Source organism: Rickettsia sp. TH2014 (assembly GCF_019249195.1).
In the GTDB taxonomy this organism is placed as follows: Bacteria; Pseudomonadota; Alphaproteobacteria; order Rickettsiales; family Rickettsiaceae; genus Rickettsia; species Rickettsia felis.
In genome coordinates this window covers 1-12757 of record NZ_MXAX01000181.1, presented here as the reverse complement: position 1 = coordinate 12757, position 12757 = coordinate 1, and the positions used below count along the sequence as shown (strand labels likewise).

Here is a 12757-nt window from a genome sequence, read left to right as displayed (position 1 = left end):
AAAAAAATTCTGTAAATCAGAATTTTTAACTGGATTGCTTCATCAATTACTTACGTAATTTTCCTCGCAATGACATGGGGATATTAATGACAGCCGCAACCTTTTTTAGGTTTATTGTTTTCTGCTGAATTTTCAAGTTTTTTACCTGCTGCTTGCATATCTTGACCCGCACCTTGCATTGTATTACAAGCACTTGTCAAGAAAGCTATAGCTACTCATATAGAAGTTATAAGTGCTGAACGCATAAATTTACCTTTATAAAATTGAGCCTAGATATTAGAAAGTAAGCAAGAAATTGTCAACTTGAAAATGTATTAATATAATACTCACAATACTCTTTAATAGGGCAGACGTCACAATCGGGTTTTCTAGCTTTGCAAATATACCTGCCGTGTAGAATTAGCCAGTGATGGGCATGAGTTAACCATTTCTCATTAATAATTTGCAGTAGCTCTTTTTCTACTATTTCAGGAGTACTGCCTTTAGCAAGCCCGATCCGTTTAGCTACCCTCAAAACATGCGTATCAACTGCCATTGTCGGCACACCAAATAAGCAGTTTAGTACAACATTGGCAGTTTTTCTGCCGACACCGGGCAGATTAATTAATTCCTTAAAATCATTCGGCACTGAAGCTTGATAATTACTTATCAATATTTTACATAATGCGATAATATTTTTTGCTTTGCTGTTAAATAGTCCGATAGATTTTATATATTTTTTAAGCTCGTCTTCGCCGAGTTCTAAAATTTTTTCCGGTGTATCATGAGTTTCAAATAAAGATTCAGTCGCTAAATTTACCGATATATCGGTGGCTTGAGCAGATAATATTACCGCTACTAATAAGGTGAAATCATTCTTATATATTAATTCGGTTTTCGGATTTGGATTATTCTTGCTAAAAATCTCAAAAATTTTATTAACTATTTGTGCTTGCATGATGTATTATGAAGAGTATATTTCAGAGAATAATATTTATATCAGGTTTTGAATGACGGAAAATAAAAATTTTGAATTTATAGAAAATGAAATAAAAAATAATAAAGTAGTGCTGTTCATGAAAGGTACTAAGGAAGCTCCAATGTGCGGTTTTTCTGCTAAAGTAGTAGCTATTTTGCATAAATTAGGTGTAGAGTTTCGTGATATTAATGTATTTGTTAATCCGGAATTTCGTGAAGATTTAAAAAAATTTAGCGATTGGCCAACATTCCCACAATTATACATTAAAGGGGAATTAGTCGGTGGTTGTGATATTGCAACAGAGTTGTATCAAAGCGGGGAGCTTGAGAAGATGCTGAAAGAGTAACGTCATTGCGAGGAAAGGTGAAGCCTTAACGCGACAATCTCATGAAGCAGTACTAAATTCCTGAGATTGCCGCAGTCGCTCCGCTCGTTCGCAATGACATATAAAAAATAGCAAATTTATATAAAAACCATGAGCAAATATTTAGAATATCCCGAAGTAGAAAGCAACCGGCAGCCGCCGAAGAAGCTAGTAGTGTTACTGCACGGTGTCGGCTCAGACGGACATGATTTAATAGGATTAGTCCCTTATATCAAAAATGATTTGCCCGATTGTCATTTTATTTCACCGCACGGCATTGAGGCTTACGATATGATGCCTTACGGTAGACAATGGTTTAGTTTGCAAGATCGCAGTCCACATATAATAGCAAAGCTAATTGCGAATAATATTTCTAAGCTTGAAGACATAATAAAGCAAAAGCAGGAAGAGTTAAATCTTACCAATAAAGATACGATTATTATCGGTTTTTCTCAAGGTACGATGATAGGGTTATATTTAACACTAGTTCAAAAAGAACCGTTTTTCTGTACTATAGGTTTTTCAGGGGCATTAATTCCGCCTATGGAAGTTAATAATAAGTTTACCCCTATATGCTTGATTCATGGAGAATTAGATGAGGTAGTTGGTGTTAGTGAGATGTATAATGCTTCAAACTATTTATCTAAGCTGCATATAGAGCATAGCGGGCATAAATTAACTTCTCTTGCTCATTCAATAGACGGACGAGGACTTGAGATTGCGATTAATTTTGTAAATAACCGTCATTGCGAGCAGCCATAGGCTGCGTGGCAATCTCAGGATTTTGGTACGAGATCGCTTCGCCAAAATTTTCAATTTTTTCTCGCAATGACGATTATATATACACAAAACCAAAAATACACGAGGATGAATGAATATTTTTAATAATAATTTACACGAAACGGATAAAGAAATTGATGAAATAATAAAGCATGAAAAGCTGCGTCAAAGTAGTGTAATCGAGCTTATTGCATCGGAGAATTTTGTAAGTCCTGCGGTGCTTGAAGCTCAAGGGTCGATTCTGACTAATAAATATGCAGAAGGATATTCAGGCAAGCGTTTCTATAATGGTTGTGAGGAAGCCGATAAAGCTGAGAATTTAGCTATAGAGCGAGTAAAAAAACTCTTTAACTGTAAATATGCAAATGTGCAGCCTCATTCCGGTTCACAAGCAAATCAAGCCGTGTATCTTGCTTTATTACAGCCTGGTGATACAATTCTTGGTATGTCCTTAGATAGCGGCGGGCATCTAACGCACGGTGCAGCCCCTAATATGTCCGGTAAATGGTTTAACGCCGTTTCTTATAGCGTAAATAAAGGGACTTATTTAATCGATTATGATGAGATTGAACGCTTAGCGGATTTGCATAAACCACAATTACTTATAGCCGGTTTTTCTGCTTATCCTCGTAATATTGATTTTGCAAGATTTAGAGAAATAGCGGATAAAGTAGGAGCTTACTTTATGGCAGATATTGCTCATATTGCAGGACTTGTTGCAACAGGCGAGCATCAAAGCCCTATTCCTTATGCTCACGCAGTTACCTCTACCACTCACAAAACACTTAGAGGACCAAGGGGTGGTTTAATCTTATCTCACGACGAAGAGATTGGAAAAAAAATAAACTCTGCGTTATTTCCCGGGTTACAAGGTGGACCGCTTATGCATGCGATTGCTGCAAAAGCAGTAGCTTTTTTAGAAAGCTTGCAGCCTGAATATAAAAGCTATATTAAGCAGGTAATAAGTAATGCTAAAGCTTTAGCAAGTAGCCTGCAAGAAAGAGGATATGACATATTAACAGGCGGTACCGATAATCATATTGTTTTAGTGGATTTGCGTAAAGACGGGATTACCGGAAAGCTTGCTGCCAATTCTTTGGATAGAGCAGGAATTACATGTAATAAGAATGCTATCCCCTTTGATGAAACTTCGCCTTTCATCACTTCAGGTATTCGCCTTGGTACTCCCGCATGCACTACTAGAGGCTTTAAAGAAAAGGATTTTATATTAGTCGGTCATATGGTAGCAGATATTTTAGACGGCTTAAAAAATAATGAAGATAATGGTAAAGCCGAGCAAAAAGTACTAACTGAAGTAACAAAACTAATTAAATTATTTCCGTTTTATGACTAATTTAAATAAAAGACCTGAGTGGATAAAAGTAAAAGCTCCGAATTCCGCAGAGTACTATAATACAAAAGATTTAATAAAGAATCTGAGATTAAATACTGTGTGCGAGGAAGCTGCTTGTCCTAATATCGGTGAGTGTTGGTCGAAAAAACATGCAACCGTGATGATTTTAGGTTCGGTTTGTACTAGAGCCTGTAGGTTTTGTAACGTCAAAACGGGTAGACCGGATTTACTTGACCCGCATGAGCCGCAAAGGCTTGCTGAGGCGGTACAAAAGCTATATCTTAAGCATGTAGTAATTACTTCCGTCGATCGTGATGATCTTGATGATGGCGGAGCTACGCACTTTGCTCAGTGTATTAGCGAAATTAGAAAATCATCGCCAAATACTACTATTGAGATTCTAACCCCGGACTTTTTAAGAAAAGAAGGAGCAGCTGAAATAATAGCAAACGCAAAACCTGATGTCTTTAACCATAATGTTGAAACAGTACCGTCTTTATACAAAACGATTAGACCTGGAGCTAGATATTATAATTCTTTAAGCTTACTTCACAATATCAAAAAATTATCTCCTGAAATTTTTACAAAATCCGGTATGATGGTAGGACTTGGAGAAGAAATAAGTGAAGTAATACAGGTTATGGATGATTTAAGAGAAGCAAAGGTTGATTTTCTAACTATCGGGCAGTATCTGCAACCTACTAAAAATCATGCTGAGGTCGCAAAATATGTTACTCTCGAAGAGTTTAAATATTTAGAGCGAATAGCAAGAACAAAAGGGTTCTTGATGGTTTCGGCAACTCCGCTAACCCGCTCTTCATACCATGCCGATGAAGATTTTCAAAAATTAAAAGAGAATTACCAACAGCGTCATACAGTGGCTTAACTGGTGTTGTTGTATGGATACTAGAACCGTCATTGCGAGGAAAGGCGAAGCCTTGACGTTGGCAATCTCATAAAGCAAGTATAGCATATTTCAGAAAGCTTTATACAAGTGAATTTTGCATGACTCGCCTGTGTTCACGTATTTTTATACGCTGTGCAGGCTCGCATTTAAATTCCTCTTGTCTGAACCTTTCTGAAATGTACTGTAGTACAAGCATCCTGAGATTGCTACTTCCTTTTAGTGCTTAACTCATGACAATATTAACCTTTTCTAGGTAATGCCTCTAAAGTAAATAATCCTAATATTGATTAATTTTTATATATATGATATCATACGTATAACACACGTGTATATGAGTATTTTATGCAGAAAAAATTGACAATTACTATAGATGAAGTGGTTTATTATAGGCTTTATTCTGTAATAGGTGAACGTAAAATTAGTAAATTTATTGAACAACTTGTAAAACCTTATGTAATTACTGAGGAATTGGGATCTGCTTACAAAGCTATGGCTAAAGATACAAAAGCTGAAAAACAAGCCAATGAATGGGTAGAAGGATTAATAGAAAGCGATTTTTATGAAAAGAGGTGAGGTATGGTGGGTAGATTTTAATCCCTCGTTAGGCAGTGAAGTAACTAAAGTAAGACCGGTAATAATCGTTAGCAACAACTACTCAAATGTTTCATTAAATCGTGTGCAAGTAATACCTTTAACTAGTAATATTGATAAATGCTATCCTTGTGAAGCTTATATAATGATAGGTAGTAAAAAAGGTAAAGCCATGACTGATCAAATAATGACAGTAAGTAAATTAAGATTAAAATCTAAAATTAACGTTATCTCTAGTGAAGATATGCAGCTTTTAGAATATGCTCTTAAGTTACAGTTAAGTCTATAACGATTCTTTCAATACTTAGTACAATGATAAACGCAGAAATCATAAAAAATTACGACAAATGGCGTGAGCATAAGCAGATAAATAAGAGTTTAATCAAAAAAATAACTCAAAGTGTTTTATTGCGGTTTGATAATTTTAGTAAAATAAAACAATTTGAATTATCAATATTACTAACAAATACTGCAGAAATATTGACCTTAAACAAACAATTTCGTAATATAGAAAAAGCTACTAACGTTCTTTCTTTTCCAAGCAACGAATTAAATTGGCAGGATTTATATTCTAAACTTGAATTTTTAGGCGACTCTGATTATATACATTTAGGTGATATAGCATTTTGTTATGAGGTAATATATAATGAATCGTGTGAGCAGCAAAAAAATTTTGAGAATCATTTTATTCATCTTTTAATACATAGTATTTTACACTTAATTGGGTTTGATCATCAAAATGACACAGAAGCAAATATTATGGAAAATCTAGAAATTGAAATATTATCATATTTCGGTATTTCTTCCCCTTATTAACTAAATAAAAAAATTTATGTTAAAATCTTCAAAAAAAGAAGATTCTAGTAAAAAAAATCAAAATAATAAGTTAATTTTTACTGTACGAAAATTATTCTCTCCGATAAAAAATTTTTTTAGAAAAACAAAAACGCCTGATAATTTTTTTGGTGTCATGAAACGCCTTAAAATTAATAGCCAAAAAATGACTTTAGACGAGCGTAATATTTTAGCTAATTTATTGGAGCTAAAAGATAAAACTATTGAAGATATAATGGTACCGCGTTCCGATATTGCGGCAATAAAATTAACTACGAATCTAGAAGAATTAAGTGAGTCTGTTAAGTTAGAAGTTCCGCATACACGAACTCTTATATATGACGGTACTTTAGACAATGTAGTAGGGTTCATTCATATCAAGGATTTGTTTAAAGCATTGGCGACAAAGCAAAATGGTCGTTTAAAAAAGCTTATACGTAAGCATATAATTGCAGCTCCTTCTATGAAATTATTAGATTTGCTAGCAAAAATGCGTCGTGAGAGAACGCATATTGCAATAGTTGTTGATGAGTACGGCGGTACTGACGGTTTAGTTACTATTGAAGATCTTATAGAAGAAATAGTGGGGCGAATTGATGATGAACATGATGGGCAATCAGATAGTGATAATTTCAAGGTTATTAATAACTCAACAATTATTTCAAATGCACGTGTTGAAGTAGAAGTGCTTGAAGAAATAATAGGAGAAAAGCTAAAAAATGATGATGATGAGTTTGATACGATAGGAGGACTCGTATTGACTAGAGTCGGTAGTGTTCCGGCTATCGGTACTAGAATAGATATTTCAGAAAATATTGAAATTGAAGTTACGGACGCAACTCCTCGTTCTTTAAAACAAGTCAAAATTAGACTAAAAAACGGCTTGAATAGTAAATGAATACGAATTTAGAGTCGGTTTGTCCTCTAAATTCGTTAAAAATATTTTGTTATTATATTTCAGTATTATATTCTACTTCTCCAATTAATCCTTCTTCTTGGGTATTTGTTTCCATATAATAATTATAACAGGCTGCTCCTACCTTAATTGCAGCTAATGTTCCCATTATGCCGGCAGCACATGCCATAGCAATTTTTAAAGGTGGATCAATTATTACTACATAAATTCCAACAGCACACGCTCCTACTACTGCAAGCTTACCGTACCAAGGGTTTGTATTATCGTTTACTATTTCATTGATTATTTCTTTAAGCATGAATATAAATCTATTAATTAATATTAAATTTTAGAAGCATAATATATAACTAAGTATTAATTGATTGTCAATGATAATTACCACGAAACATGGTAAAATATAATTTTATAACATTATTTTTATTTGACTTAGCAGAGAAATTTGAGTTAAATATCGAAGCTCTATACATAAAAAATTATCGTTATGAATGAATTACATATTAAACTACAAAATTACAGTAGCACATATCCTGAAGAAATTGTTACAAAAACAAAAATGCTTGAATTTTTAAATGAATATGACAACCCTTTTAGCCGAGATTTACAAATAGGGCATCTCACTGCTTCAGCTTTTTTACTTAATAATGATAAAACGAAATTTTATTGATGTACCATAGAAAGCTTGATAAATGGCTTCAACCAGGCGGTCATTGTGATGGATATAGTAATATATTAAATGTGGCGATTAAAGAAGCTATAGAAGAATCCGGAATTAATGAGATTAAAACGATAAATAGGGATCTTTTTGATATAGACACCCATTATCTAGATTTTTTTCATTCCGTAGTAAGAATAAGGAAACTAACACTCCAAAAAACCTCAAAATTACGCATCCAAAGCCAATTAATGAGAGTGAATATCCAAACTCTTTAGCCGGGGAAGTTGTTACTATTAAACTTAATAAACAGTCTCATAATTTTATAAAGAGTGAAAAAGTTGTTCTAACCTCATGTAAACCACCTTCTTTTCAAAGTAAAGACGAATTTGATCCTATCTTAAAAGATGTTGAAAATATTTTAAAGGATTTTGAGGTTTTCTTAGATAATATAGATACTAAAGCTTTAGGAGAGATTGATTCATAGTAAAATCGATAGTTTTATGCTGTAAGATTTCTAGCTGGAAAGGGTATTGTTGTACAGATATTAGGGACGTCACTGCGAAGAGATGCGTAGCATCGACGTGGCAATCTCATAAGGTAAGTAGTATGAGGTTCATGAGATTGCCACGCAGCCTATGGCTGCTCGCAATGACAATTTAATACCCGCTACGCCTACGCAGGAATGACATCGAGAACCACACAACAATATCATTATGCTATTTTTTGATATTCAAAATATATTTTTCTGACTGCATAAATCCAAGCAAGGCATACGAAAGTAAATACCACCATTAGAATCGGTGAGATTGAGGTAAAAGTAGCAGTCGGAACTAAGGTAAAGATAATAGATTGTACAAGACCGCTAGAGGATTTGCCGACTTTCGCACTTATTACGTCAACCGCTGCTTTGCCTTTGGTTTTAAGTTCATCATCAAGCGGTATATATAACATTTCTCTAGAAGTATCCCATATAGAATATTTAGTACCTTTAGATAAAATATTTTGGATACCGCCGATCGAAACGGCAAGAGCAAGCGGTGACATTAAAATTGCTCCATCAAATAATGATAAAATTTGTTGATCAAATACGATAAGTACAAAGAACAAAATGCCGGTCACCATTATTATAACCGGTGGAATAACTGCTGCTACAAACCAGTTGTGCATACGCATAACGTTATTACCGATGATGGTCATAACCATTATTGCAACGCCCGTCCACAGTATATACAGACTGTTAAATTCAGCATAGGTATTTACAGTCGGATATAATTCCTTAATTTTTGCTTTCCATACAGCCTCGACTAAGTTAATAGCAAATCCGAAAGCTGCCGAACAAATTAAAAGTAGCCATAAATATTTTGATTTCGCAATATATTTAAAGCTTTTAATCAGTCCCATACGTTCTGAAGTTGATCTACCGCTTTTTGCTTTAGCATAAAATAACGGGTTAGTAAAAACGTTCTTGCTAATAAACCTAACTAACACACAACAAACAATAGCAACAATTGCTACAATTGTCGTGGATACTTGAACTAAAGTGATTTTACTATCAGAAATACTCATAAACTTCTTAATAATAGTATCTTCCGATGATAGATTCATCATCAAAAAGCCGACTAATATTAAAGAAGAGTTGCCAAATAGCGAAAAAAGAGTATAAAATCTTTTTGCTTCTTCGGTAGTAGTAAGTTCATTAGCAAACTGCCAAAATAATAATACGTAAAAAATATTAGGCCAAAGCTCGGCAAGGCTATAATATACTATATAACCCCAATTACCTACTAATGAGATATACCACTTAAAATGAGGATAGCGTTCCATCCAGTCAGCTAAATTATCGGGATGTACGTGAAAAACATAGATATTAGGATAGATTACAAAAGCAAATAAAACAAAAAAGCTGATGAAAAATGCACTTAAATAATAAAAGATCTTCTCAAAAGTAAGGTGATTAATCATTTTAGCGTAAATAATCACGAATAAAGCTGCAGCAGGTGTAACACAATAAACTTTAGCAAAACCTGCTATCTCTGCACTGATTTCAGAGATTAGAATACTATCTTTTAAGATTCGTAAAATATTCTGATTAAATAAGATACAAAACATTAAGGCACTCATCGGAATAAACTTTCCGAGTTCGTAATTATGCACAGGCCAAAATGCTGCTCTGAATTTGCTTTTAAACGATCGTGATGAGGTACTTAGCATTATAAATCCCTAAGGATAAAAAAAAAACTTAAGCACTTCAAGATTTTATGAAAAGATATTTCCTCTAAAATTTTAGAGATGATATACTGTTTGTTACACTCTGAAGGTGCTGAAACTTATATAATGTATTTAGTCTTTTGTCAAGGATTATTACCATAAAATAATATATTTACAATGCAAAGTAACGATAAATATCAAGAATATTTTGATCTCTATAATAATTATATAAGGACGCATAATTTAGGTAATAAATATTTAGAATCAGGCAAAATAGTAAGGCAAACAGAGCATTATAGGGTATTGTATTACTCAGTGTCATCCTGCGGCTTGTCCACGGGATCCAGTAATAAAAAATACAAAAAGCTCGATTTATCTCGCTTTATGTTGGATTCCGTGGACAAGCCGCAGGATGACAATACCTTCCTAATCACCCCTTCCATCTTCAACTCACCGGAAATATTTTTTTTAGCTCGTGACAAAAATTTTATTGAAAATTTGAGAAGCCATGGTGAAGTTTATTTAATAGATTGGCTAGAAATTGAGGAACCTAAATATTTACTAGATGACTATGTGCATAAAATAATTGAAGTAATAGATAGTTTGAAAATTAAGGACATTAATTTAATAGGTCATTGTATAGGTGGTAACCTTGTGACAGCTACAAAAATAATAGTGCCTAAGAAAGTTAAAACCTTAACTTTACTTACCTGTCCGTGGGATTTTTCTCATTTTTTTTACATAAGGATGCTACACAAATATTTAAAATTAGATAGTTATATAGAAAACCTAGCAATGATTCCTAAAATTCATATTCAAATTTTATTTTTTCTGTTATTTCCTGACTATTTTAATGCTAAATTAAAAAAATTTTTCTCTATAACTTGCGATAAGGAGCAGGAATTAGCATTTAGAATAGAAAATTGGCTTATGTCGGGTAATAATATATCTAAAGGGGTTTATAATCAAATTATGCAAAATATATTAGATGAAAATACGTTTATAAATCTTAAATGGAAAATCGATAATTTTATTATTGATCCGAGTTTAATTGATTGTCCTGTATATATAGTAGCAGCTGAAGGTGATCAAATAGTGCCTAAATCTTCCATTTTACCTTTGCAAAAATTATTAAAAAATTCTAAGCTTATAGAAGTAAAAGGCGGACATATTAGCTATTTGATAAATGATAAATTAGGTGAGTTGCTTAAGGAGTATTAATACAAATCTTTATTGGTGACATAAGAAATAAGTTTTTTATCAAAAGTTAATACGGAAGTATCATGTTTTTTAGCATTAGCCAGTAGTAAGCAATCTACTATATGTATATTTAGTTCTTGATAATATTTTAAGGCAAGAAGAATAGTGTCTTTATTATAACAATTTATACCCTTATAGCTTAGTAATTCAGTTAATATATCACAAATTGTATTTTTAGGAGCTTTGTAAAAAGAGGTAAGTACAAATATTACTTCTGTAAAAACAGCTTGCTCTATTATAACAGTTATTTCGCCTGTTTTTGCTTTATCAAATATTTCTTTAGTCTTTACTAGCATATCATGGTTATCGGCTAATAAATACCGTACAATAAAATTAGTATCACAAATATGTTTCATTTTAGGACTCTAGATTTTATAGTATTTTCCTGCCAAGCTTGTTCTCTAATCTCTCGAAAAGAAAGAGTTGTGTTTTTCTTATAATCGGCAAGAGAACCACTGAGATCTCGTAAGGGTGAAAGTAATATTTGATTATGGTCATTAATTTCCAAAGAAATCACATTTGTTTTTAAAATGTTACGAATTTTTTTTGGTAATATAATTTGACCTTTAGGTGAAATATTTAAAGTATCTATATACATAATTAAAAGTTTACATTTTTAAATTATATTGATAAATTTATTATATTACTACTTTCAATATAAGTAAATAAATTATTTAAGGAGTATACATTATGACAAAACCGGTTTATATAACTCATGCGAAAAGGACGGCGTTCGGTTCGTTTATGGGCAGCCTTAGTACAACAGCTGCACCTATGCTTGCCGCTCATTTAATAAAGGATATACTGCAAAATAGCAAAATCGATCCTGCTTTGGTAAATGAGGTAATAGTTGGACATGTAATAACAGGCGGTAGCGGGCAGAATCCGGCAAGGCAAACTCTGATTCATGCGGGGATACCGAAAGAGGTACCTGGCTATACGATTAATAAAGTATGTGGCTCAGGTCTTAAAAGCGTAGCACTTGCAGCAAATTCGATTATGACCGGTGATAATGAAATAGTTATAGCAGGTGGGCAGGAGAATATGTCGCTCGGTATGCACGGTAGCTATATCAGAGCAGGAGCTAAATTCGGCGATATTAAAATGGTTGATCTAATGCAGCATGACGGACTAACTGATGTATTTTCAGGAGTATTTATGGGAATTACTGCCGAAAATATCTCGAAACAGTTTAATATTAGCAGACAAGAGCAGGACGAATTTGCCTTAAGCTCTCATAAAAAAGCGGCTAAAGCACAGCTAGCAGGAATTTTTAAAGATGAAATCTTACCTATTGAAGTAACGATTAAAAAAACTACTAGTTTGTTTGAACATGATGAAACGGTAAGACCTGACACCAGCCTTGAAATCTTAAGTAAATTACGTCCTGCTTTTGATAAAAACGGTGTAGTTACTGCCGGTAATGCTTCCTCAATTAATGACGGTGCGGCATGTCTTATGGTAGTTTCCGAAGAAGCTTTGAAAAAGTATAATTTGATGCCGCTAGCTCGGATTGTTTCTTATGCTTCAGCCGGTGTTGATCCAAGTATTATGGGTACCGCCCCCGTTCCTGCCTCCCAAAAGGCTTTAAGTAAAGCAGGTTGGAGCGTTAAGGATTTGGAAGTTATCGAGGTTAATGAGGCGTTTGCTGCTCAAAGTATTTATGTAAACCGTGAAATGAAATGGGATATGGATAAGGTTAACATAAATGGCGGTGCAATAGCAATCGGGCATCCGATCGGGGCAAGCGGCGGACGTATTCTTATTACTTTAATACACAGCTTGCGAAGAGCTAAAGCTAAAAAAGGCTTGGTCACTTTATGTATCGGTGGCGGTATGGGTATGGCTATGTGTGTTGAATCGGTTTAAATGTGCATTTGAGTATGATGTAGAAGTCAAGATTTAATCTTACAGACATTATAAAAATTAT

General features: G+C 33.5%; 17 protein-coding genes and 2 pseudogenes. 12 read left to right on the top strand and 7 right to left on the bottom strand.

Annotation, left to right across the window (positions count from 1 at the left end; translation table 11 throughout):
- Window positions 1-83 precede the first annotated feature (83 nt).
- On the bottom strand, window positions 84-209 hold the full coding sequence (locus KYQ89_RS03620) for an entericidin A/B family lipoprotein (RefSeq protein WP_371920401.1): 126 nt from the start codon (window positions 207-209) through the stop codon (window positions 84-86).
- 89 nt (window positions 210-298) lie between these two features.
- Complete coding sequence (gene nth / locus KYQ89_RS03615) at window positions 299-937, bottom strand: endonuclease III (protein WP_218460450.1); 639 nt, start codon at window positions 935-937, stop codon at window positions 299-301.
- Between the two features lie 52 nt (window positions 938-989).
- On the opposite strand from nth, the gene grxD reads away from it, so the two are divergent.
- The 4 genes from grxD to lipA all read left to right on the top strand — a co-directional run bounded on the left by grxD (window position 990) and on the right by lipA (window position 4342).
- A complete protein-coding gene (gene grxD, locus KYQ89_RS03610; protein WP_218460449.1) occupies window positions 990-1304 on the top strand; it encodes a Grx4 family monothiol glutaredoxin in 315 nt (104 codons plus the stop codon).
- A 129-nt stretch (window positions 1305-1433) separates the two neighbouring features.
- Window positions 1434-2084 (top strand): alpha/beta hydrolase, encoded by a 651-nt coding sequence (locus KYQ89_RS03605; protein WP_218460448.1) that lies wholly within the window; start codon window positions 1434-1436, stop codon window positions 2082-2084.
- 109 nt (window positions 2085-2193) lie between these two features.
- A complete protein-coding gene (glyA, locus tag KYQ89_RS03600; protein ID WP_218460447.1) occupies window positions 2194-3456 on the top strand; it encodes a serine hydroxymethyltransferase in 1263 nt (420 codons plus the stop codon).
- A complete protein-coding gene (gene lipA / locus KYQ89_RS03595; RefSeq protein ID WP_218460446.1) occupies window positions 3449-4342 on the top strand; it encodes a lipoyl synthase in 894 nt (297 codons plus the stop codon). Before glyA ends, lipA begins: the two co-directional genes overlap by 8 nt.
- A 103-nt stretch (window positions 4343-4445) precedes the next feature.
- On the opposite strand, the pseudogene KYQ89_RS03590 reads toward lipA, so the two are convergent.
- Window positions 4446-4559 (bottom strand): annotated as a pseudogene (locus KYQ89_RS03590) (palindromic element RPE3 domain-containing protein); the annotation flags it as partial.
- A gap of 146 nt (window positions 4560-4705) precedes the next feature.
- Between KYQ89_RS03590 and KYQ89_RS03585 the strand changes: the two are divergent.
- The 4 genes from KYQ89_RS03585 to tlyC are packed head-to-tail and all read left to right on the top strand — an operon-like array spanning window position 4706 to window position 6686.
- Complete coding sequence (locus KYQ89_RS03585; protein WP_218460444.1) at window positions 4706-4936, top strand: hypothetical protein; 231 nt, start codon at window positions 4706-4708, stop codon at window positions 4934-4936.
- A complete protein-coding gene (locus tag KYQ89_RS03580; RefSeq protein WP_218460443.1) occupies window positions 4923-5243 on the top strand; it encodes a type II toxin-antitoxin system PemK/MazF family toxin in 321 nt (106 codons plus the stop codon). Before KYQ89_RS03585 ends, KYQ89_RS03580 begins: the two co-directional genes overlap by 14 nt.
- Window positions 5244-5266: 23 nt before the next feature.
- Window positions 5267-5770, top strand: a complete 504-nt coding sequence (gene ybeY, locus KYQ89_RS03575) for an rRNA maturation RNase YbeY (protein WP_218460442.1) — start codon at window positions 5267-5269, stop codon at window positions 5768-5770.
- 16 nt (window positions 5771-5786) lie between these two features.
- Window positions 5787-6686, top strand: coding sequence for a hemolysin C (gene tlyC, locus KYQ89_RS03570; RefSeq protein WP_218460441.1), 900 nt, complete (start codon window positions 5787-5789; stop codon window positions 6684-6686).
- 52 nt (window positions 6687-6738) lie between these two features.
- Here the strand turns inward: tlyC and KYQ89_RS03565 are convergent, their stop codons facing one another.
- Entirely contained in the window at window positions 6739-7002 is a 264-nt protein-coding gene (locus tag KYQ89_RS03565; RefSeq protein ID WP_218460440.1) for a hypothetical protein, read from the bottom strand.
- A 183-nt stretch (window positions 7003-7185) separates the two neighbouring features.
- Here KYQ89_RS03565 and KYQ89_RS07770 point away from each other — a divergent pair, with 183 nt between their 5' ends.
- Both KYQ89_RS07770 and KYQ89_RS07765 read left to right on the top strand, forming a co-directional pair.
- The gene (locus KYQ89_RS07770) at window positions 7186-7368 is read left to right on the top strand and encodes a hypothetical protein (RefSeq protein WP_256621235.1); all 183 of its coding nucleotides are present in this window, start codon (window positions 7186-7188) and stop codon (window positions 7366-7368) included.
- Window positions 7368-7541: pseudogene (locus KYQ89_RS07765) on the top strand (nucleoside triphosphate hydrolase); the annotation flags it as partial. The gene KYQ89_RS07770 and the pseudogene KYQ89_RS07765, both read left to right, overlap by 1 nt.
- A gap of 529 nt (window positions 7542-8070) precedes the next feature.
- Here the strand turns inward: KYQ89_RS07765 and tlc5 are convergent.
- Window positions 8071-9570 carry a GTP/GDP exchange transporter Tlc5 gene (tlc5, locus tag KYQ89_RS03550; RefSeq protein ID WP_218460439.1) on the bottom strand — a complete coding sequence of 500 codons (1500 nt, stop codon included), beginning with the start codon at window positions 9568-9570 and terminating at the stop codon, window positions 8071-8073.
- 174 nt (window positions 9571-9744) lie between these two features.
- On the opposite strand from tlc5, the gene KYQ89_RS03545 reads away from it, so the two are divergent.
- Entirely contained in the window at window positions 9745-10788 is a 1044-nt protein-coding gene (locus KYQ89_RS03545; RefSeq protein ID WP_218460438.1) for an alpha/beta fold hydrolase, read from the top strand.
- Here the strand turns inward: KYQ89_RS03545 and KYQ89_RS03540 are convergent.
- Together KYQ89_RS03540 and KYQ89_RS03535 are read right to left on the bottom strand one after the other, a co-directional pair.
- The gene (locus KYQ89_RS03540; protein WP_218460437.1) at window positions 10785-11183 is read right to left on the bottom strand and encodes a PIN domain-containing protein; all 399 of its coding nucleotides are present in this window, start codon (window positions 11181-11183) and stop codon (window positions 10785-10787) included. The two genes, KYQ89_RS03545 and KYQ89_RS03540, sit on opposite strands and share 4 nt — an antisense overlap.
- Window positions 11180-11425 carry an AbrB/MazE/SpoVT family DNA-binding domain-containing protein gene (locus tag KYQ89_RS03535; protein WP_218460436.1) on the bottom strand — a complete coding sequence of 82 codons (246 nt, stop codon included), beginning with the start codon at window positions 11423-11425 and terminating at the stop codon, window positions 11180-11182. The genes KYQ89_RS03540 and KYQ89_RS03535 overlap by 4 nt, the downstream gene beginning before the upstream one ends.
- Window positions 11426-11517: 92 nt before the next feature.
- Here KYQ89_RS03535 and KYQ89_RS03530 point away from each other — a divergent pair, with 92 nt between their 5' ends.
- The gene (locus tag KYQ89_RS03530; protein ID WP_218460435.1) at window positions 11518-12696 is read left to right on the top strand and encodes an acetyl-CoA C-acetyltransferase; all 1179 of its coding nucleotides are present in this window, start codon (window positions 11518-11520) and stop codon (window positions 12694-12696) included.
- Window positions 12697-12757: the final 61 nt, after the last annotated feature.